A 20,388-nucleotide genomic window follows, 5' to 3' on the forward strand; every position below is an offset into this window, starting at 1 on the left:
GGCCTACGAGCACCTGTAGGCCCGGTAAGCGCAGCGCCACCGGGCAGGTTTTAGCCCAGGATCGACCTCGGCTCCATAAACGCCCGAATCCCCCACTCGCCCATCTCGCGCCCCACGCCGGAGTGCTTAAACCCGCCAAACGGCGCTTTCGGCTCATGGGCAAGCGAATTCACCAGCACGCGCCCGGAGACAATCTGCTGCGCCACGCGGCGGGCGCGGTCCACATCCTCACCCAGCACCATCGCGCTCAGGCCGTACTCGGTGTCATTGGCAATCGCGATAGCCTCCGCTTCGTCCTGATAGGGAATGATGCACAGCACCGGGCCAAAAATCTCGTCGCGGGCAATCACCATGTCATTATTCACGTCAGCAAACAGCGTCGGGCGTACAAACCAGCCGTCCTGCGTGCCCGCTGGCCGCCCTTCGCCTCCTGCCAGCAGCCGTGCGCCCCCGTCGAGCCCCTGACGAATATACCCCTGCACCCGCAGCCACTGCTTCTCGCTGACCATCGGGCCGACGTCCGTGGCACTGTCGCGCGGGTCACCAGATTTCACCGCCGCCACGGCCTGCGCCAGCGCGGTTTCGATTTCCGCTTTACGCGACTGCGGTACCAGAATGCGCGTTCCCGCCACGCACGCCTGCCCGCTGTTCATAAACCCGGCCTGAATCACCAGCGGGATCGCCTGTGCCAGGTCCACATCATCCAGCAGGATCGTCGGCGATTTACCGCCCAGCTCCAGCGTCACGCGCTTAAAGCTTTCCGCCGCGTTACGCAGAATGGCCTTGCCGGTATTCGTCGAGCCGGTAAACGAGATTTTCGCCACGTCCGGATGGCGGCTGATGGTGTCCCCGACGGTTTCACCGCGCCCGGTGACAATGTTAAACACGCCCGGCGGCAAAGCAGCATCGCGCAACGCTTCGGTGACAATCCGGGTTTGCAGGGCGCTCATTTCGCTCGGCTTAATCACTGCCGTACAGCCTGCCGCCAGCGCGACCGCCAGCTTGCCGCAGATAAAACCCGCGTCGCTGTTCCACGGCGTGATCAGCCCGGCCACGCCAAGGGGCGTCATCTGTACCGTCGCGGCCCCCGCGGTTGTCTCGAACTCAAACGCCTCCAGCGCCTCAATGGCCTGGGCAATCACCTCGGCCGGATAGCGGGCCATCCACGCCGATCGCGAAGCAGGTGCGCCGTACTCCTCGATGACAGCGTCCAGCAGCGCGTCATGGCGAGCCGCTATGGCCGCGTGCATGCGTTTCAGCGCGGCGATACGCGTCTGTTTCGTAGTCTGCGACCACGCAGGAAACGCTGCCTTCGCCGCCGCGATGGCGCGCCCGGCGTCAACCTCATCCGCCAGACGAACCTGACCAATAACCTGCGCCGTCGCCGGGTTATACAAATCAAACCATTCGGTGCCGTGCGGGGTAACAAACTCGCCGTTAATAAAAATCTGTTCGATCTGGTGCATATAAACCTCCTCAGGCTGTGTGAGCACAGTCTGGCACGGCTTCTCCGTTGCGATAATCCACGCTATGCTGCAAGGGTTGTTTCGATTTTCAGGATAATCTATGCATCGTTCAGGTCTGACAGAGCTGGAAGTGGTGATGGCCGTGGTGCGGCGCGGCAGTTTTCGCGGCGCGGCGCAGGAGCTCGGGATGTCCGCGACGGCGGTGAGCAATGCCATCGCCGGGCTGGAGAGCCGCCTTGAGACTCGCCTCTTTAACCGCACCACCCGCAGCGTGGCGCTTACGGACGCCGGGCAGCGCTACGTGGCGCGCGTGGGGCCGGCCTTGCAGGAAATCCGCCTCGCGGGTGAGGAGATCCACAGCGACACCGGGGAACCTGCCGGAACGCTGCGTCTGAACGTGCCGAACCATATCGGCTCGCTTTTTCTCGACCAACTGCTGATCGACTTTATGATCCGCTACCCGAAAATGCGCGTGGAGATCGTCAGTGAAGCACGCATGATCGACATCGTCGCCGAGGGTTACGACGCGGGGATCCGCCTCGAAGAGTCCATCCCGCAGGACATGATCGCCGTACCGCTGACAGGGGAGATCCGCCAGCTCGTCACCGCCACGCCAGATTACTTCGCACGTCACGGCATTCCGCAAACGCCGGACGATCTGCTGCAACATCAGGGGATCGGCATGCGTATGGCTCACGGCGGGATTTACCGCTGGGAGCTGGCCCGTCGGGGGGAAACGTACGCGCTTGCCATGCCGCCGCGCTTTGCGACGTCCGACCTTTTCGCTTCGATCCGCGCCGTAAAAGCGGGGTTAGGCGTGGGATTTTTGCCGGAACTCTATATCCAGGAAGAGCTTGAGAGCGGGGAACTGGTGAGCGTGTTAAACGACTGGACGCAGCCGTTTGCCGGGCTGCGCCTTTACTATCCTGGTCATCGCCACGTCCCGCCAGGGTTACGGGCGCTGGTGGCGATGATCCGCGAGCGCGGCATTATTCCAGGTTAGCTTTATTCAACCCGTAAGCCGCATCCAGCGAGCCTGGCGCCATGCGGGAGGTAATTCCCAGACGGTTCCAGGCGTTAATCGCCACGATGGCGAAGTTCAGCTCTGAAATCTCAACGTCCGAGAAGTGCTCCGCCACGCTGCGGTACAGGGCATCGCTCACGCCATGCACGCCAATCTGCGTCAGCGCTTCGGTAAAGGCCAGCGCGGCTTTTTCGCGGGCGCTGAACAGCGGGGATTCGCGCCAGGCCGCCAGATGGTACAGGCGCAGCTCGCGTTCGCCGGCAATTTTGGCCTCTTTCGAATGCATATCCAGACAGAAGGTACAGCCGTTCAGCTGCGACACTCGAATGTCGATCAGGTGCTTCAGCGCCGGGTCGATGGAGGTTTTCGCCACCTCCATGCTCAGGGCAGACAGTGCGTTAGCGAGGGCAGGTGTAACTTTATGGTGGTTGACGCGAGTGCTCATGGTCTTTCCTCTTTTTTTGTGCGGCATCGGTGATGCGATGAGGCAAATCTACGCCGTTCATGACATATTAAAAAGACACAAAAAGCGTGAAATGAGGTAGGACATGAAGCCGGGCTATCACGAGATCTACTCCCGCTATCGCGACAACATTACGCGCGGCGTGCTCAAGCCGGGCGACAAAGTGCCCGCCATCCGCGTGCTGGCCGAAGAGCTGAAGGTGGCGCGTAAAACGGTCGAAACGGCGTATGCCATTCTGACGGGCGAAGGGTATCTGGTTAGCCAGGGCGCGCGCGGCACGCGGGTCAACCCGGACTTACTGTTGCCGGAGCGTCCTGCCCCAACGGAACAGCCTACCGGTACGCTTCCGGCATCGCTTATCAGCCAGCGCGAGCGGGCAGGGTTTCTGCGCCCTGGCATCCCATCCCTCGACAGCTTTCCGTACAAAAAATGGCTGCTGCTGGCAGGCCAGGCGACGCGCGCCATGCGTCAGGAGGAGATGCTTAACCCGCCCGTTCTGGGCTGGTACCCGCTGCGCCAGGCCATCGCCAGCTATCTCAATATCTCGCGTGGCTTGTCCTGCACCGCCGGGCAGGTGCTCATCACCAGCGGCTACAGCGGCAGCCTGCGCCTGATCCTCGACACGCTCGCCAGCCGCAGCGACAAGGTGGTGTTTGAAGATCCGGGCTACTTTATGGGCCAGCAGCTCCTGAAGCGGATCGTGCCGCGTCTGCACACGGTGCCGGTCGATCGCTGCGGCATGGACACGGAATACCTCCTCCGCCACCATCGCGACGCCCGTTTTGCCCTCGTCACCCCGTCGCACCAGAGCCCGCTGGCGGTGACGCTCTCCCTGCCGCGTAAACAGCAGCTGCTCGACTGGGCCAGCCAGAACGAGGCGTGGATCATCGAAGACGATTACGATGGCGAGTTTCATTACACCCGCAAGGTGTTGCCGTCGCTGAAAAGCCTCGACCAGCACGACCGGGTAATTTTTATGGGCACCTTCAGCAAAACCATCATGCCGTCGCTGCGCATGGGATACGTGGTGATGCCCGCCAGCACCGTCGGGGCGTTTACCGACTGCGCAGATATCACCACCAGCGGCCAGCCGGTGCTGACGCAAAAGATCCTCACCGCATTTCTCAACGAAGGTCATTTTTTCCGTCACCTGAAAAAGATGCGCGCGCTGTATCAGACCCGCCGCGACTGGATGATTGCCGCCCTGCGCGAGGTGTATGGCGATCTGTTTTTCACCGAGCAGAACGACGGCGGGATGCATATCGTGGCGTTTCTGACCAAAGGAAGTTGTGACCGCGAAGTGGCGCGCTGCTGGCAGGAACAGCAGCTGCAGGTTAACGCGCTCTCCGAATGGTACCGCGGGTCGGGAAAACGCTACGGGCTGGTGATGGGCTACAACAACGTGCGGACATACCAGGAGGCGGTGGCGTTGCTGGAAAGGCCGAAACGGCAGACGCTTGCGCTGTTGAGTTGAACATCGCCGGGTGGCGGCTGCGCCTGACCCGGCCTACGGTTTAAATATCATTGCGGGATAAACCCACGTCTTTGAGCTGCTCATCGCTCATCTGGCTCAGGATGCGGCGGGTACGGTTGATGCGATACCAGTTACGCAGCGTTTTCGCGATCCAGACAAACACGATAAACGGTCTTTTAGAACGGTTCTCGAAAAATTCCATGATGCTCTCCTCACTGTGACAGTGGGGTTATCATCCTGGAAATCCGTCTGCGCAATACAGATGCAAAAACACCTTTTGTTTACCATACAGATCCGCTAAAACGGTATCTGCGTGGCATTTTTTACGGCAATCTGTACTGGTTTTACAATCTGTATGGTGAAAACAAAGGATACAGCATGACGCGCTATCAACATCTGGCCAATCTCCTGGCAGAACGCATTGAACAAGGGCTGTATCGCAGCGGCGAACGTCTGCCGTCGGTGCGCACGCTGAGCCAGGAGCACGGCGTGAGCATCAGCACCATACAGCAGGCTTATCAGATCCTTGAAAACCTCCAGCTGATTACGCCCCAGCCGCGCTCCGGCTATTTTGTTTCGCAGCGTAAAGCCCAGCCGCCTGTCCCGGCGATGACGCGCCCGGTGCAGCGCCCCGTGGACGTCACCCAGTGGGATGAGGTGATGATGCTGCTGGACGCCCGCGCTGACAAAGAGATGATCTCGTTTGGCGGCGGTTCGCCGGACATTAACCAGCCGAGCCTGAAGCCCCTGTGGCGCGAGATGAGCCGCATCGCGCAGCATAATCCGGGTGAGATGCTGAGCTATGACGTGCTCGACGGGCGCCTGGAGCTGCGCGAGCAGATCGCCCGCCTGATGCTGGACGGCGGCTCCACCGTGGCAGCGAACGAGATTGTCATCACCAACGGCTGCCACGGCGCGCTGTCGATTGCCCTGCTCTCGGTGTGTCAACCGGGGGATATCGTGGCGGTGGAGTCGCCGTCGTTTCACGGCACCATGCAGATGTTGCGAGGGTTTAACATCAAGGCGATTGAAATTCCCACCGACCCGGAAACCGGGATCAGCATTGAGGCGCTTGAGCTGGCGCTGGAGCAGTGGCCGATCAAAGCGGTGATCCTGGTGCCCAACTGCAATAACCCGCTCGGGTTTATCATGCCGGAAGCGCGGAAAAAGCAGGTCTTAGCCCTCGCCCAGCGGCACGACATTGTGATTGTTGAAGATGATATCTACGGCGAGCTGGCGGCGGAGTACCCGCGTCCGCGAACCATTCATTCGATGGATATCGACGGCCGGGTGATCCTCTGCAGCTCGTTTACCAAAACCGTGGCACCGGGTCTGCGCGTGGGCTGGATTGTGCCGGGACGCTATTACGACCGGGTGATGCACATGAAATACGCCGCGGGCGGGTTTAACGTACCGGGCACGCAGATGGCGGTGGCGGCGTTTATTCGCGACGGCCATTACCATCGCCACGTCCGCCGTATGCGCCAGATTTATCAGCAGAATATGGAAACCTATACCTGCTGGGTACGGCAGTATTTTCCGGCAGGGATTTGCGTGACCCGCCCGCAGGGCAGCTTCCTGCTGTGGGTTGAGCTGCCGGAGAAGGTGGATATGGTGTGCGTCAGCAAGCAGCTGTGTCGGCTGAAGATCCAGGCCGCAGCCGGGTCGCTGTTTTCCGCTTCAGGGAAGTACCGCAACTGCCTGCGCATCAACGTGGCGCTGCCGCCGACGGACAAAAATCGCGAGGCATTAAAGAAGATGGGTGAAGCGATTGTGATTGCGATGGAGGAGGGCTAGTGCGGCCTGATGCCCTCACCCCGACCCTCTCCCACAGGGAGAGGGAGAGGGAGAAAACCGTGCCGCACTACTCGTCGAAGTACCAGTACCCCTGGTTAATCAGCCCGGTGAGCTCTTCAACAAACGCCGGGTTTTTCAGCGCATCGCCCAGCTCGGCCTGGCCGAGTTCGGTGTAGCGGCACAGCGCATCCGCGGCCTTCGCATCGACCGTCTCAAGCTGTTCGCTGTTAATGAAGAAGCTGCCGTTAATATTCAGCACGCGCAGGCCGCTCAGGCGAGACAGCGTTTCGCCGCCCTGAAGCGCATCCAGCACCTCTTCCGGCACATACGGTGGCTCGGCGGCGGCAATATCCAGCTCGTGGCGCGGCGTCGAGACAAAGCTGCCGAACCATTTCGTGAAATCATCCGGCTTGCTGATCATCTCGATCATCATCTGACGAATGCGATCGAGCTCGTACTGCTCCACGCGGCCCGGGTGTTCACGACAGGTCAGATCCGGATCGCTATAGTGCTCGCCGCCCAGATCGTTTTCCAGCGCGTAATCGGCGAAGCTGCTGATCAGATCGCGACCGTTCGGCCCGCGGAAGCCGACGGAGTAGTTGAGCGCCGTTTCGTGGGTAAAGCCGTCGTGCGGGAATCCTGGTGGAATGTAGAGGATATCGCCCGGCGCAAGATCTTCGTCGATGATCGGCTCAAACGGATCGACATGCAGCAGTGCCGGATGCGGGCAGAACTGACGCATCGGCAGCTTGTCCCCCACGCGCCAGCGGCGGCTGCCCATCCCCTGAATGATAAACACATCGTACTGATCGATATGCGGACCCACGCCGCCGCCCGGCACGGAGAAGGAGATCATCAGATCGTCAAGTCGCCAGTCCGGCAGAACGCGGAACGGACGCACCAGTTCCGCCGCGGGCATATGCCAGTGATTCACCGCCTGCGCCAGCAGCGACCAGCCCGTTTCGCCCAGATCGTCAAAGTGTTCAAACGGACCATTACTGGCCTGCCATTTGCCGTTAGCGTGGCTCACCAGACGGCTGTCGACTTCCGGCTCCATCGCCAGACCTGCCAGCTCGTCCGGGGTAATCGGATCGACAAAATTAGGGAAGGCATTTTTCAGCACTACGGGTTGTTTTTGCCAGTATTTTTCGAGAAATTCCGGCCAGTTCAGGTTCAGTTGATACGCCATGGGTAGCACCAGTGAGAGGGGAAACAGGCGCGATTATAGGGGAGACGGTGGAGGGGGAACTTGTCATGGGTCAAACCAGCTCGCGTAGGTCGGGTAAGGCATTGTCGTCACCCGACGCAATACGGCGCTAAAACTTAGTCCAGCTTCAGTTCGTCATAGTGGGTAATCAGCTTGCCCACAATCCCGTAGTCCAGCGCTTCTGCCGGCGACATCCAGAAGTTGCGGTCGGTGTCTTTTTTCACTTTCTCCAGCGGCTGGCCGGTGGCGTCAGCAATCAGCTTGTTCACGCGATCCAGCATGCGGATGATCTCGCGCGCTTCGATCTCAATATCCGTTGCCTGACCGCGCACGCCGCCCAGCGGCTGGTGGATCATAAAGCGGGTATTAGGCAGGGAATAACGGTGCTCTTTTTTCGCCGCCAGGAAGATGGTGATCCCCGCGCTCGCCACCCAACCGGTACCGATGACGTGCACTTCCGGACGGATGAATTTGATAAAGTCGTGGATGGTGTCACCCGCTTCCACGTGGCCGCCCTGGCTGTTGATATACAGCTTGATCGGATCGTTGCTGACGCTTTGCAGCAGGATCATCTGGGTGATCACCTTCTGCGCCAGCTCCTGGTTGATCTCCCCGGAGATCACAATCGAACGGGATTCCAGCAGTTTTTGCTGCAGAGCGCCCGCGCCGTTTGACCCTTCCGCCTTATCCTTGTCGCTTTCTTTCAGTGTGTAGAGCATTGTTGTTTCCTCAGCTTGTCGCGCTCAAAACCAGAGTGTAGCCTGTTTTACGGGGTAAAGTCCTCAGAGACAGATCGCGAGAACGATGATGAAACGTGCGCAGGCAAACGGCACGCCAGTCGACAACCGTTCGCTATACTTCCTCTTCATACGGTTATCATATTGTTAAATGATAATGATATTTAATGTGTTAAGATGAAAGCCAGTAGAAACAGTCTCTTACGTGACGGGACGTGTATATTTTCTCGACAGTTAACTCAGCACCGGGGCAGTGAATGGAACACATTGTGTATGTGGTTGACGACGATGACGCGGTCAGGCAGTCCGTTCTCGGCCTGCTGGAATCGGCGGATTTAGACGCCATGGGGTTTTCATCAGCAGAGGCGTTTCTTCAGCACCGTTTTGAGGATCTGCCGTCGTGTGTGATCCTCGATATGCAAATGCCCGCCATTTCAGGTTTTGACGTAGCGGACGCCCTCAAGGACAGCGGGCGCGACATCCCGATTATTTTTCTCACCGGCCACGGCACTATCCCGATGTCGGTGCGCGCCATTAAAGGCGGCGCGTACGAATTTCTCACCAAGCCCGTTGAATCCACCGCGCTGATCGACGCCATTCAGTCTGCGCTCCAGCTGGCGGAAAACAACGCCGTGCGCAACAAAGAGCACTACGCCCTGAAGCAGCGCCACATGTCCCTTACGCCACGTGAACATGAGGTGTTAACACTGGCGATAAGCGGGATGCTGAACAAGCAAATTGCCGCCGAGCTTGGCGTCAGCGAGATCACGGTGAAAGTGCATCGCCGTCGCGTAATGGAAAAAATGCAGGTGCGCTCCGTGGCGGAGCTGGTCAGGGCCGTTGAGCGCCTGACCCACAGCCAGCCTGCGGATTAACTACTCCCCTGTCTGTCCGGCAAGCGGTAACACAAACGCAAACACCGTGCCGTGTGGCTCCTGGCGGCGCGCGCTCAGTTTTCCTCTGTGTCGCTCAATGATGCTGGCGCTGATGGTCAGCCCCATCCCCATTCCCTGCGCCTTGGTGGAATAGAACGAGTCAAAAATCTTCTCCAGCCGCTCGGGCTCAATGCCGCTGCCGGTATCGGCGATCTCGACGATAACGTTCCCGTCGGCGTTGACGGTGCTGAGGGTGATGATGCAGGGGCGATCGTTAACCTCCGCCATGGCCTCAACGGCGTTCATCACCAGATTCAGCAGCACCTGCTGGATCTGCACGCTGTCCCCGGTGATAAAGCTGTCACCGGCGTTTAACAGATAATCCACGCTAATGTGTCGCTGCTCCAGCTCGCTGCGGGAAAGGGTAATAATGTGGTGGATCAGATAGTGGAGATCGATACGCGCGAAGGTCGGATCCTGCTTGCGGGTCAGGGACTGAATGCTGCGGATGATCTCCCCCGCCCGGGCACCTTCCGCGGCGATCTCCTCCAGCCCTTCCCGCACTTTATCCAGCCGGGCGGGTTCACGGTTAAGCCAGCGCAGGCTTGCCCCGGCGTTAGAGACGATCGACATCAGCGGCTGGTTGATCTCGTGGGCGATGGAAGAGGTTAACTGACCGACCGTGGTGGCACGCGACACCCGCGCCAGTTCCGCCTGCGCCACCCGCATGGCATCCTCCGCGGCGCGCTGACTGGTGATATCGGTAATGATGCCGTAATACTCGTTCACCTCACTGCCCACGCCCACCGGATCGCCAATCCCGAGGATATAGCGCGTGGAACCGTCGGTACGCTTAATACGAAACTCCGCGCGCATAGAGAGCCCCTCGCGCACGCTCTGGGTGACGATGGCGCTGATGCGGGCGTAATCATCCTCATGGACGAAGGTCAAAAACTCCGCCATGGAGATCATCTTTTGCTGCTCGGGCAGGCCGAGAATACGGGCGTACTCTTCGGACATAAACATCAGATCCTGCTCCAGCTCCCAGCGCCAGCTACCGGTGTGGCTGATCTGCTCACCCAGCATCAGCGAGTTCTGGCTGGCGCGCAGCTCTTTTTCCACGCGTCGGCGCTGGATGTTCTCCGCCAGCAGTTCGGCGTACAGCCGCGCCGTCTCCAGAGAGACCGCAGCCTGCGCCCCCAGCAGGCTCACCACACGAGAGTGCTCGGCGGTGAAGACCTCCGGCATCAGGCGGTTTTCCAGATAGAGCACCCCCACCAGCCGCGCCTGTTTGAACATCGGAACGCACATCACGGCCGCCCCCGAGGTCACCAGGTAGGGATCCTGACTGAAGGGATGGAACTCCTCCGGTTTACCGGTGCGGATCTCCTGTCCGGTGCGGATCACCGCCGCCAGCACCGACAGCGGCATGTCGGTCGCTACCGGTACGTCCTTCAGGATCCGCACCCGCACGCCCTCGGTGCTGGTCCACGCGCTGGCTTCGATCTCCGGAATCAGGTTATCGCTCACGCGAAGCAGCAGGCCGCGCTGCGCCCCGGCACGTTCGAGCAGCAGCGTCATCAGGTTTTCGATAAGCCGCTCAAGGTTGATCTCTTCCGACAGGGCGCGTGAGGCTTTGATCACGCTCTGCAGATCGCGGATCACTTCATTCTGGGCAAACGCCACCGTGTCATAGGCGCTGGCCTGTCCGGAGGCCAGCAGATGCGGGAAATCCTGCTCCAGCTGGCGCACCTTAGCCTGTGCCCCGGCACGGCCCCAGGCAGCAATGGCGCCGCGAAAATGCGCATCTGACGCGGTCGGGTAACCGCAGGACAGCGCAAAGCGACCCGCCAGCTCGTGCGCCAGGGCGTTAATCGGATTAAAGCCGCCCTCGCGTGACAGCCGGACCGCTTTCTCGTACTGCTCAAGCGCAATGCTGTTCATGCCGTCCAGACGCACGATTTCGGCGTAAATCAGCGCTTCTTTATCCGCAAACGTCCCCGGATTAATGCGCGCCCAGAGGGCAATTTTGTCGTAGTGAGCGTGAATACTGCGTCGATGATTCGCCGAGAACGTCTCCGGCGTTAGCTGGCGGGAAAGCGCCAGGGCGCTGTAGAGATGGTAATCCAGCAGATGGATATGGCCAGGCGCAGACCACGCGTACCAGCCCGCCATCTCAAGATCCGCCTGCGCATCGGCAAATTCGCCGCAGGTAAAGTGCGCCATACCGCGATAGAGCCAGTACCAGAACAGCATGGTCGACGTCTGTTCCGGAGCCTGCTCTGGCGAAGCAGGCAGCAGCGCCTCCGGCAGCACCTGCGAGGCGGTCCAGGTGCCGATCACCGGCGTGCGTAAAAACTCCACGTAGCCACGCTGAACCATCAAAATGGTCTCAACGTCCTGGAAGTGGGTTTTCCGCACAAAGGCCAGGCCGCGATCGATGCTGGTCAGCACCCCGTCGAGATGATCGCCCCGAGAGAGGAAGTTAATGGCCTGGTGGCAGGCCGCGAAGCAGGCCATCGTCATATCACCGTGGGTCACCGCCGCGGTGAAGCAGGCTTTTGCGCACTCGATGGTGAACGACAGCGGCTGGGTCCAGACGCTGAGCTGATCGAGCGGCAGCAGGGTTTTCGCTTCATACGCATCATAGCCGTGGCGATTGACCAGCTCGCGGGCCAGCGTGCCGTACTGGAACCCGAGGCGATACTCGGCGTAGCGGTGGCCGATCAACACGCCAAACCAGGCCATCGCCGTGGTGGAGGCGCCGGTGATGCCGTGGTCGAGGGTCAGGTGCATCATGCGGCAGAGCAGCAAAAAGTGCAGACGCGGACAGATGAAGCTGGCGCAAATGCTGGCGCTGTAGAGCAGGTTCATTACCGCTTCCGTTTCCGGATTTTCCATCCGCGAGAGCTGGGCATAGCGGCTTTGCGGCGCGTCGCCCGTGCGGTTACAGAAGTCTTTCCAGGCAGCATCGCAGTCGGCATCTTCCGGATGGCGGCCGATCTGAATACCAAAAATACCCAGCCAGCAGAGCGCCGCCTCCAGCGCCAGACGGCTATCCGACTGGCGAATATAGACTTCCACCAGCAGGTTGGCCGCCAGCGCTTTTTCGGTCAGCCCGCCGGGGCAGCCCAGGATCGCATCGCACAGCTCGCGGGTCCGCTCCAGATGGCCGAGCGCAAACTCGCAGCCCGCCTCTTCAATATCCAGCACAAAGTCTGACACCACACCGGCATTGCCCAGCGCTCTCGCCGTCTGGATGTAGCTCAGTGCCGAAAGATAATCGCCCGTGCGTTTCGCCCGGCGCGCGGCCAGCAGGCTCAGCTCGCGGAACATCTGCCGCTGCGGAGCGGGCTGAATGCTGTCCAGTGCGGCCGTAACATGGTGAACGGCGCGGAAAAGCAGTTCGTTTCCCGCAGCCTGCCGCGCGGCATCGGCCAGCAGGCTGGCGGTGGTCAGATGAAGGTGGCTTTTCTCATGCGGATCCAGCAGCGCGAAGGCGGCTTCCTGCACCCTGTCGTGGGTGAAGGCGTACTCTTTTTCCGTCAGCACGATGAGCTGCGCCATGACCGCCGGATGGAGCGCATAGCGCATTTCCGCCATCGACATGCCGACAACGCGGCATATCATCTCCATCTCGCCCTTGCCGCCGAGGCAGGCAAAACTCCCCAGCAGGCGACGCGTCTCGTCGGGCAACTCTTCGAGCTGCTCCAGCACCAGGGTGACGACGTTTTCGGTGTAATGCCGGGCGCGAATCGCCTGCAGATCGTAGTGCCACTTATCCTGATATTTGTTATGCACCACCAGCCCGTCATCGACAATGCGGCGGAAAAACTCATGCACAAAGAGCGGGTTGCCCCCGGTTTTTTCATGGATCAGCGTGGCGAGGTCAGACGTCGCCGTGCTGCGGGTTCGAAACAGCGTCGCCAGCCAGCGCGCTACCGCTTTCACGGACAGCGCCTGAGGGACAATCTCGCTCGCGTTTAGCGCCGCTTCCGGAAGACTCGTCAGCAGCGCTTGTAAGGTGGCATCGGATAACGAATAGATATCCCGGTGAGCAACAACCACCAGCAGCGGGATTGCCCCGCTGTTCACCAGCAGGTATTTGAGCGTATGCAGGCTGGCGGCGTCGCTCCACTGAAGATCGTCAAGCACCAGCACCAGCGGGCAGCCCTGAGAGGCAAAGGTTTTGACCAGCGCCAGCACCATATGGCTGAAGCGCGCCCGGGCATCAATGGAAAACGTATCCGGCGAGAAGCGCGGTTTGCTCTCAAGTAGCAGCCCCAGTTCAGGCACAAGACTGACAGCGAGCGCCTCGTGGCCCTCCAGCGCGCGCGAGAGGCGGATTTTCCACTTCGCCACGTCGTCTGCGGGCAGCCCCAGCAGGTGCAACGTCAGGGTGCGAAACGCGGAACTTAGCACGCCGTAAGGCAGTGACGGCGAAAACTGGTCCACCTTGCCTACCGCCAGCAGCACCGTACGCTGTTGCAGCGTTTTAAGCGCCGTCGCGATGATCGAGGATTTCCCGATCCCTGACGGTCCGCCGATCGTCACCAGCTCTGGCACCCGGCTCTGCCCGACCCGCTCAAACGCGGCAATGACGTCATTCGCCTGCGGATGCGTCGCGAACAGGGAATCCGCCAGATGGATCGCCGGGGTGCGATCTTGCTGACCGGGAGTAAAGGGGGCGATCTCGCCCTCACCGGTCAACGTTGACTGGCAGCGTCGCAGGTCGGCAATCAGCCCGTCCACCGTCTGATAGCGGTTATCAGGATGCTTTTCCAGCAGCTTGAGGAGGATGGTCGAGAGCATTCCCGGCACGTCCGGGCGTATCACGTCCGGGGCCAGCGGCTCCGAGGCAATATGGTAGTGCGCCCAGTTGGTCTGATCGTCCGCGCCCAGTTCAAACGGCAGGCGTCCGGTCAGAAGTTCATACAGCACCATGCCGAGGCTGTAGAGATCGCTGCGGCTGTCGACGGGGCGACGGGTGCGGGTGGTATGTTCCGGCGACATCCAGGCGGGGGTACCGCCTGAAACGGTAAGACGGGTCTGCGAGAAGGCATCGGAAAAACGGCAGGAGAGACCAAAGCTGCCCAGACGGCAGGTGGCATCGTGATAAACAAAAATACTGCCGGGTTTGATATCGCCGTGGATCAGGTTTTGCAGATGCATCTGGCGCAGGGGGGCGCAGATCTGGATCGCCAGCTCGATAAAGCGCGCAATCCCGGAGATCGCCCTGCCCGCGCGTCGCGCCAGCAGCTCAAACGAAAACGGGGCGTAAACCAGCGCGAAACGCCCCCGGTACTGGGTAGAGGCGACGGCGCGAATGGCCCAGCTGTCCTGGAGCACGTCGCGCAGCGCAAACTCGTTTTTCAGCAGCCGGGTGGCCCGCTCTTCCTCTTCGTCGCTCACCGCGGTGGCAATGATGAAGGAGCCGCCGGAATGGGGATGACGTGCGTTCATCCAGGCGATGCCGCCCTCCTGCGCCAGCACGGTAAAAATCACATCCTCTTTAAGGACAAAAACCCGCCCCTGATGAAGATTTCCCTGGGCGGGCCAGAATGCAGGCTGCTCGTTTTCGTTCATCCGCGATCCTTATTGTCGGCGGGCCAGCTCCCGCTGAATATGATCCAGCAGAATATCGATGTTAATCGGCTTACGCAAAAATGCAGCGGCGCCAAGACTGAGGGCGTACCGCTGCATATTTTCATCAGCATGACCGGAGATAAAGAGTACAGGAGGAGGTGGTACGGCCAGCAGCCGCAGCTTGTCGAACAACTCAAGGCCGCTCATGCCTCGCAGCTTGATATCGGTGATCACCAGCGCCGCGCCGGACAGCGCGAGAGGATGGCTCAGGAACCCCTCAGCCGAATCAAACGTATCGGTCGAATACCCTTCCGACTCCAGGAGATTACTCAACCCGCTGCGGACGGAACGTTCGTCATCAATGATGGCAATGCGCCACGGCAGCGTCATGCGGTCTTTCCTCTCACAAATCATTAAACGTCGCGCGTGTCCTTCGCGGGCGCCGGGGGCGCCGTGCCGCTGATTTTCGGTACGCATTCGTGACGAAACCAGGCGAGGGTCAGCGGTTCGCGACTCATTAAGCGCCGTCCCACCGGGATGAGCTGTTCCCCCACCAGCATGCCAAACAGGCCAAGCAGGGCGACAACCGGCGGTGCCGGCGAATGGACGTCGAGCAGAGCGTAAATTACCCCAGCTACCACGCCGCACACCAGCGAAATGATCCATGCTTTCATGACGATGCTCCTGTCTGCGGTGCTGCCGGAACGGTGACCTGTGCAGGCGCACTGTCGCGGGATAACAGATGCCGCGTCGCCTGTTCACCCGCCAGCATCCCCAGCAGGCCAATCAGCGCCAGAGCGGGCGGCGCGGGGGAGCGCACCTTCAGCACGGCATACATCAGGCCAATCAACACGCCTGCCGCAAGGGATATCAGCCCAGTACTCATTGTGAACTCCAGAGAAAAAAGCAGCGGCGAGCCGGATGAGGGGCCAGCCCGCCGACAGGGCTTAGCGAGCCGGGACCGGCGCTAAGGTGCGGTGCTCGCTCTTCTGGCGAGACGGCGCTTTGTGCACCATGGTGTAGGCGTAATCGACGCCCATGCCGTACGCGCCGGAGTGCTCGCGCACGATATCCATTACCGCGGTGTAGGTCTCTTTACGCGCCCAGTCGCGCTGCCACTCCAGCATGACCTGCTGCCAGGTCACCGGGATCACGCCCGCCTGGATCATGCGCTGCATCGCGAAGTCGTGGGCTTCTTTTGACGTGCCGCCGGAGGCATCCGCCACCATGTAAATTTCATAATCGCCTTCCAGCATCGCGCACAGGGCAAAGCTGTTGTTGCACACTTCGGTCCACAGACCTGCTACCACGACTTTCTTCTTGCCGTTGGCCTTCAGCGCGTCACGCACTTTCTGGTCGTCCCAGGAGTTCATGGAGGTACGCTCCAGAATGTCCTGGCCCGGGAACACGTCCAGCAGTTCCGGATAGGTGTTACCGGAGAAGCTTTCGGTCTCTACGGTGGTGATGATGGTCGGGATATTGAAGACTTTCGCCGCTTTCGCCAGCGCCACGGTGTTATTTTTCAGCACCTGGCGGTCAATAGACTGCACGCCAAACGCCATCTGAGGCTGGTGATCGATAAAGATAATCTGGCAGTTCGCAGGGGTTAACACTTCGAGCTTTGAAGAGGTCATAGCATTTTCCAGTGGTTAAGGGTGAAATCGCCGTGAGCGCACGGCGATAAAGTCACGCTCATCCTGCGGTTTATCGCACCTGGGCGTAATTATCTCTTCGTATAGTTAACCTTAGGTATAGTTATACTTTGGTATACCTATCCTATTGTATAACTGGATCTTTGCCGAAACCGGTTCCCATAATCCTGACCATTCCCCTCTCAGTCAGGAGCAGTTATGGTTACCCTCGGTAAAGCCGATCTCATTCTGGTTAATGGCCAGTTTCATACCGTCGATCGCGAGAACCCCATCGCGGAAGCCGTTGCCGTGCGCGATGGAAAATTTCTGGAAGTGGGTACCGTCGCTGAGGTGATGCAACATCACTGCGACGGTACGAAAGTGGTCGATTTGAAAGGCCACACCGCCATCCCCGGGCTGAACGATTCGCACCTGCACCTCATTCGCGGCGGGCTGAACTACAACCTCGAGCTGCGCTGGGAAGGCGTGCCGTCGCTGGCCGATGCCCTGCGGATGCTGAAAGAGCAGGCTCTGCGCACGCCGTCGCCGCAGTGGGTACGCGTGGTGGGCGGCTGGACCGAGTTCCAGTTTGCCGAACGCCGCATGCCGACGCTGGACGAGATCAACGCCGCCGCCCCGGACACCCCGGTTTTCATCCTGCACCTCTACGACCGCGCCCTGCTCAACCGCGCCGCGCTGAAGGTGGTCGGCTACACCAAAGACACGCCGAACCCGCCGGGCGGCGAGATCCAGCGTGACGCCAACGGCAACCCAACCGGGATGCTGATTGCGCGCCCGAACGCCATGATCCTCTACGCCACGCTGGCCAAAGGACCGAAGCTGCCGCTGGAGCAGCAGGTTAACTCCACCCGTCAGTTCATGCGCGAGCTGAACCGTCTGGGGCTGACCAGCGCCATCGACGCGGGCGGCGGCTTCCAGAACTACCCGGAAGATTACGAGGTGATTGCCGAGCTGCACGAGAAAAAGCAGATGACCATCCGCATCGCCTACAACCTGTTTACCCAGCGTCCGGGCCACGAGCTGGAGGACTTTGAGAAATGGACCGACATGCTCACGCCGGGCCAGGGCAGCGACTTCTTCCGCCATAACGGCGCGGGCGAGATGCTGGTCTTCTCCGCCGCCGATTTTGAAGATTTCCTCGAACCCCGCCCGGATCTCGCGCCGGGCATGGAGGACGAGCTGGAGCGCGTGGTGCGCCATCTGGTGGAACACCGCTGGCCGTTCCGCCTGCACGCCACCTATAACGAATCCATCAACCGCATGCTGGACGTCTTCGAGAAGGTGAACCGCGACATTCCGTTCAACGGCCTGCACTGGTTCTTTGACCACGCGGAAACCGTCACCCAGGCCAACATCGACCGCATCAAAGCGCTCGGGGGCGGCATTGCCGTCCAGCACCGTATGGCCTTCCAGGGCGAGTACTTTGCCGAACGTTACGGTATCGAAGCCACCCGCCATACACCGCCGGTGGCGAAAATGCTGGAGACCGGCGTACCGGTGGGCTTAGGCACCGACGCCACCCGCGTGGCGAGCTACAACCCGTGGACCGCGCTCTACTGGCTGGTCTCCGGCCGTACCGTCGGCGGGATGCAGATGTACGACCACAGCGCCCGTCTGGATCGCGATACCGCCCTGATGCTCTGGACCCAGGGCAGCGCGTGGTTCTCCAGCGAGCAGAATCAGAAGGGGCAGATCAAGGTCGGCCAGCTCGCCGACCTGGCCGTACTCAGCAAAGACTACTTCCGCGTGCCGGAAGAGGAGATCAAGGGCATCGAGTCCGTCCTGACGGTGGTCAACGGCGATATCGTCTACGCGGCAGGCACCTTTGGCCCGCTCGCGCCGCCCGCCATTCCGGTTCTGCCCGACTGGTCCCCGGTCGTGAAAGTACCGGGCCACTACCGCAGCGCGCCGCCGCAGGCCGCACGCGTGGGCATGAGCGCCGTTCACCACTGCAGCGGCCCGTGCGGGGTTCACAGCCACCAGCATGATTTTGCCCGCACGTCAGAAATGCCGGTGTCCGACGATAACGCTTTCTGGGGGGCGCTGGGCTGCAGCTGCTTTGCATTCTGATGAAAAACACGCTTGCTCCGCCCCGGGTTGATCTGGGGCTGTTCTTCCTGCGCCTGACCGGCAGCCTGCTGCTGCTGTACGTGCACGGCCTGCCAAAGGTGCTGCACTTCAGTGAAGAGCTGACGCGCATTGAAGATCCGTTCGGCTTCGGGCCCTATGCCAGCCTGATCCCGGCCATCGTCGCCGAGGTAATTTGCCCGCTGTTTATCATTGCGGGCGTGTATACCCGCCTGGCGTGCCTGCCGATTATCGCCGTGCTGCTGGTGGCGATGCTGGCGGTGCACCCGAACTGGTCGATTGCCGAAGGGCAGTTTGGCTGGCTGTTGCTGATTATCTTTACCACCCTTGCCCTCACCGGCCCGGGCCAGTGGCGATTGCAGCGTAAGGCAGCGGAGAGGTTCGCATGACCCAGGTTAACGACGTTCGCGACGCACACGTCGAGACGACGCACACATCAACGGTTTCGCCCTGGCAGCCGCTAAGCCAGCCGGTGTTCAGGATGCTGTGGATCGCCACGGTGGTCTCTAACGTCGGCTCATGGATGAGCGACGTCGGCATCAACTGGAGCATGCTGACCCTGAGCGCCGATCCGCTGGACATCGCGCTGGTGCAGGCGGCCAGCAGCCTGCCGATGTTCCTCTTCGCCCTGCCGTCCGGGGTAATGGCGGATATCGTCGACCGACGTAAATACCTGCTCTTCTCCCAGCTGTGGGTGTTTATCGCCGCCGCCGGGCTGACGGTGCTCTCCTTCACCGGACACGTCACCCCCGCCGTTCTGCTGGTGGCGACGTTTCTGCTGAGCGTCGGCGCGGCGATGAGCTCGCCGCCGTTTCAGGCCGTGGTGCCGGACCTGGTGAGCAAGCCCGAGCTGGGTGCCGCCGTGGCGCTGAACTCGCTCGGGGTAAACATCAGCCGGGCGATTGGCCCCGCGCTGGGTGGTTTTCTGCTGTCGCTCGCCGGGCCGTGGATGGTGTTTGCCCTGAACGCGCTGTCCGTGGTCGGCGTGGCGTGGGTACTGTGGCGCTGGCGTCAGGCCCCGACCGTGCAGCATCTGCCGCCGGAGCATTTCTTCTCGGCGGTGCGATCCGGCATTCGCTACGTGCACGCCGCGCCGGTGCTGCGCAACGTGCTGGTGCGCACCGTGGCCTTCTTCGTTTTCGGCAGCGCGGGCTGGGCGTTACTGCCGCTGGTGGCGCGCCGCGAGCTGGGCTTAGGCCCGGCGGGCTACGGCGTAATGCTGGCGTGCATTGGCCTGGGGGCGATTGCCGGTGCGATTCTGCTGCCGCGCCTGCGCCAGCGGCTGAATGCCGACCGCCTGATGGTGGCCGCCAGCCTGACCTTTGCCCTCACCATGCTGGCGCTGGCGTTTGTGCGCCACGTCTGGCTGCTTAACCTGTTTGAGTTTTTCACTGGCTTCGCGTGGATTGCGGTGCTCTCCACCCTCAATCTCGGCGCGCAGCGCAGCGCCGCCCGCTGGGTGAAGGCCCGCGCGCTGGCGGTGTATCTGACGGTGTTCTTCGGCTCGATGACCGCAGGCAGCGCCCTCTGGGGGCAGATCGCCTCCCGGTTCGGTACCCCAACCTCGCTGGTTGTCGCCACGCTGGGGATGGTGCTGGCGAGCGCGACGGTGTTCCGCTGGAAGCTGGAGAAAGATCCGGACCTGAACCTCGACCTGAGCGGTCAGCCGCTGGACGGCGTGGAGATTGACCTGCCAAACGAACGCGGCCCGGTGCTGGTCTCGCACGAGTACCTCATCGACCCGCAACACGCCAAAGCCTTCCTGGAGGCGGTCCACGAGCTGCGCCGGGTGCGCCGCCGCGCCGGGGCGATGAGCTGGGCGGTATATGAAGATATCGAGCGCCCCGGTCTGTTTATCGAGACCTTCCTGATGGGCTCGTGGATTGAGCATCTGCGCCAGCAGGAGCGCCACACCATGAATGACCTCCTGCTGCAGAGCCGCGTTCTGGCTTTTCATCAGGGCACAACCTCACCGGCTATTCGCTACCTGGTCGCGCCGGTATAACCATAACCATCACC

The 20,388-nt window shown here is 61.0% G+C and carries 17 protein-coding genes; 7 read left to right on the top strand and 10 right to left on the bottom strand.

Going from position 1 to position 20,388, the window contains the following annotated elements; all coding sequences use genetic code 11:
* Positions 1–50 precede the first annotated feature (50 nt).
* A complete protein-coding gene (locus tag ACOTXR_RS09245) occupies positions 51–1,466 on the bottom strand; it encodes an aldehyde dehydrogenase family protein (RefSeq protein WP_032637590.1) in 1,416 nt (471 codons plus the stop codon).
* A gap of 100 nt (positions 1,467–1,566) precedes the next feature.
* Here ACOTXR_RS09245 and ACOTXR_RS09250 point away from each other — a divergent pair, with 100 nt between their 5' ends.
* The gene (locus tag ACOTXR_RS09250; protein ID WP_032637591.1) at positions 1,567–2,469 is read left to right on the top strand and encodes a LysR family transcriptional regulator; all 903 of its coding nucleotides are present in this window, start codon (positions 1,567–1,569) and stop codon (positions 2,467–2,469) included.
* Here the strand turns inward: ACOTXR_RS09250 and ACOTXR_RS09255 are convergent.
* On the bottom strand, positions 2,456–2,935 hold the full coding sequence (locus tag ACOTXR_RS09255) for a carboxymuconolactone decarboxylase family protein (protein ID WP_014882392.1): 480 nt from the start codon (positions 2,933–2,935) through the stop codon (positions 2,456–2,458). The two genes, ACOTXR_RS09250 and ACOTXR_RS09255, sit on opposite strands and share 14 nt — an antisense overlap.
* Positions 2,936–3,038: 103 nt before the next feature.
* Here ACOTXR_RS09255 and ACOTXR_RS09260 point away from each other — a divergent pair, with 103 nt between their 5' ends.
* A complete protein-coding gene (locus ACOTXR_RS09260) occupies positions 3,039–4,427 on the top strand; it encodes a PLP-dependent aminotransferase family protein (protein WP_023331931.1) in 1,389 nt (462 codons plus the stop codon).
* Between the two features lie 40 nt (positions 4,428–4,467).
* On the opposite strand, the gene ACOTXR_RS09265 is transcribed toward ACOTXR_RS09260, so the two are convergent.
* On the bottom strand, positions 4,468–4,629 hold the full coding sequence (locus ACOTXR_RS09265) for a DUF1127 domain-containing protein (protein ID WP_014882390.1): 162 nt from the start codon (positions 4,627–4,629) through the stop codon (positions 4,468–4,470).
* Positions 4,630–4,805: 176 nt separating this feature from the next.
* On the opposite strand from ACOTXR_RS09265, the gene ACOTXR_RS09270 reads away from it, so the two are divergent.
* On the top strand, positions 4,806–6,224 hold the full coding sequence (locus tag ACOTXR_RS09270; RefSeq protein WP_014882389.1) for a PLP-dependent aminotransferase family protein: 1,419 nt from the start codon (positions 4,806–4,808) through the stop codon (positions 6,222–6,224).
* 67 nt (positions 6,225–6,291) lie between these two features.
* Here ACOTXR_RS09270 and ACOTXR_RS09275 read toward each other — a convergent pair whose 3' ends face one another.
* Together ACOTXR_RS09275 and ACOTXR_RS09280 are read right to left on the bottom strand one after the other, a co-directional pair.
* Positions 6,292–7,413, bottom strand: a complete 1,122-nt coding sequence (locus ACOTXR_RS09275) for a cupin domain-containing protein (protein WP_023331930.1) — start codon at positions 7,411–7,413, stop codon at positions 6,292–6,294.
* A gap of 134 nt (positions 7,414–7,547) precedes the next feature.
* Positions 7,548–8,150 carry an ATP-dependent Clp protease proteolytic subunit gene (locus ACOTXR_RS09280; protein ID WP_014882387.1) on the bottom strand — a complete coding sequence of 201 codons (603 nt, stop codon included), beginning with the start codon at positions 8,148–8,150 and terminating at the stop codon, positions 7,548–7,550.
* Between the two features lie 275 nt (positions 8,151–8,425).
* On the opposite strand from ACOTXR_RS09280, the gene ACOTXR_RS09285 reads away from it, so the two are divergent.
* On the top strand, positions 8,426–9,043 hold the full coding sequence (locus ACOTXR_RS09285) for a response regulator transcription factor (protein ID WP_014882386.1): 618 nt from the start codon (positions 8,426–8,428) through the stop codon (positions 9,041–9,043).
* Here ACOTXR_RS09285 and ACOTXR_RS09290 read toward each other — a convergent pair whose 3' ends face one another.
* The 5 genes from ACOTXR_RS09290 to ACOTXR_RS09310 all read right to left on the bottom strand — a co-directional run bounded on the left by ACOTXR_RS09290 (position 9,044) and on the right by ACOTXR_RS09310 (position 16,263).
* The gene (locus ACOTXR_RS09290; protein ID WP_058690522.1) at positions 9,044–14,629 is read right to left on the bottom strand and encodes a trifunctional serine/threonine-protein kinase/ATP-binding protein/sensor histidine kinase; all 5,586 of its coding nucleotides are present in this window, start codon (positions 14,627–14,629) and stop codon (positions 9,044–9,046) included. It abuts the gene before it with no gap.
* 9 nt (positions 14,630–14,638) lie between these two features.
* Positions 14,639–15,019 carry a response regulator transcription factor gene (locus ACOTXR_RS09295; protein WP_014882384.1) on the bottom strand — a complete coding sequence of 127 codons (381 nt, stop codon included), beginning with the start codon at positions 15,017–15,019 and terminating at the stop codon, positions 14,639–14,641.
* Positions 15,020–15,042: 23 nt separating this feature from the next.
* Complete coding sequence (locus ACOTXR_RS09300; RefSeq protein WP_014882383.1) at positions 15,043–15,303, bottom strand: XapX domain-containing protein; 261 nt, start codon at positions 15,301–15,303, stop codon at positions 15,043–15,045.
* The gene (locus ACOTXR_RS09305; protein ID WP_014882382.1) at positions 15,300–15,515 is read right to left on the bottom strand and encodes a DUF1427 family protein; all 216 of its coding nucleotides are present in this window, start codon (positions 15,513–15,515) and stop codon (positions 15,300–15,302) included. The genes ACOTXR_RS09300 and ACOTXR_RS09305 overlap by 4 nt, the downstream gene beginning before the upstream one ends.
* A gap of 61 nt (positions 15,516–15,576) precedes the next feature.
* On the bottom strand, positions 15,577–16,263 hold the full coding sequence (locus ACOTXR_RS09310; protein WP_023331928.1) for a hydrolase: 687 nt from the start codon (positions 16,261–16,263) through the stop codon (positions 15,577–15,579).
* 216 nt (positions 16,264–16,479) lie between these two features.
* Here ACOTXR_RS09310 and ACOTXR_RS09315 point away from each other — a divergent pair, with 216 nt between their 5' ends.
* From ACOTXR_RS09315 to ACOTXR_RS09325, 3 genes are read left to right on the top strand one after another with little or no spacing between them, the layout of a single operon-like run.
* Positions 16,480–18,351, top strand: coding sequence for an amidohydrolase (locus ACOTXR_RS09315; RefSeq protein WP_078309585.1), 1,872 nt, complete (start codon positions 16,480–16,482; stop codon positions 18,349–18,351).
* On the top strand, positions 18,351–18,758 hold the full coding sequence (locus ACOTXR_RS09320) for a DoxX family protein (RefSeq protein ID WP_014882379.1): 408 nt from the start codon (positions 18,351–18,353) through the stop codon (positions 18,756–18,758). The genes ACOTXR_RS09315 and ACOTXR_RS09320 overlap by 1 nt, the downstream gene beginning before the upstream one ends.
* Complete coding sequence (locus ACOTXR_RS09325; protein WP_078309583.1) at positions 18,755–20,374, top strand: MFS transporter; 1,620 nt, start codon at positions 18,755–18,757, stop codon at positions 20,372–20,374. Before ACOTXR_RS09320 ends, ACOTXR_RS09325 begins: the two co-directional genes overlap by 4 nt.
* Positions 20,375–20,388 lie beyond the last annotated feature (14 nt).

The sequence above is a fragment of the Enterobacter cloacae complex sp. IR53030 genome (assembly GCF_049238365.1).
GTDB classification, from domain to species: domain Bacteria; phylum Pseudomonadota; class Gammaproteobacteria; order Enterobacterales; family Enterobacteriaceae; genus Enterobacter; species Enterobacter kobei.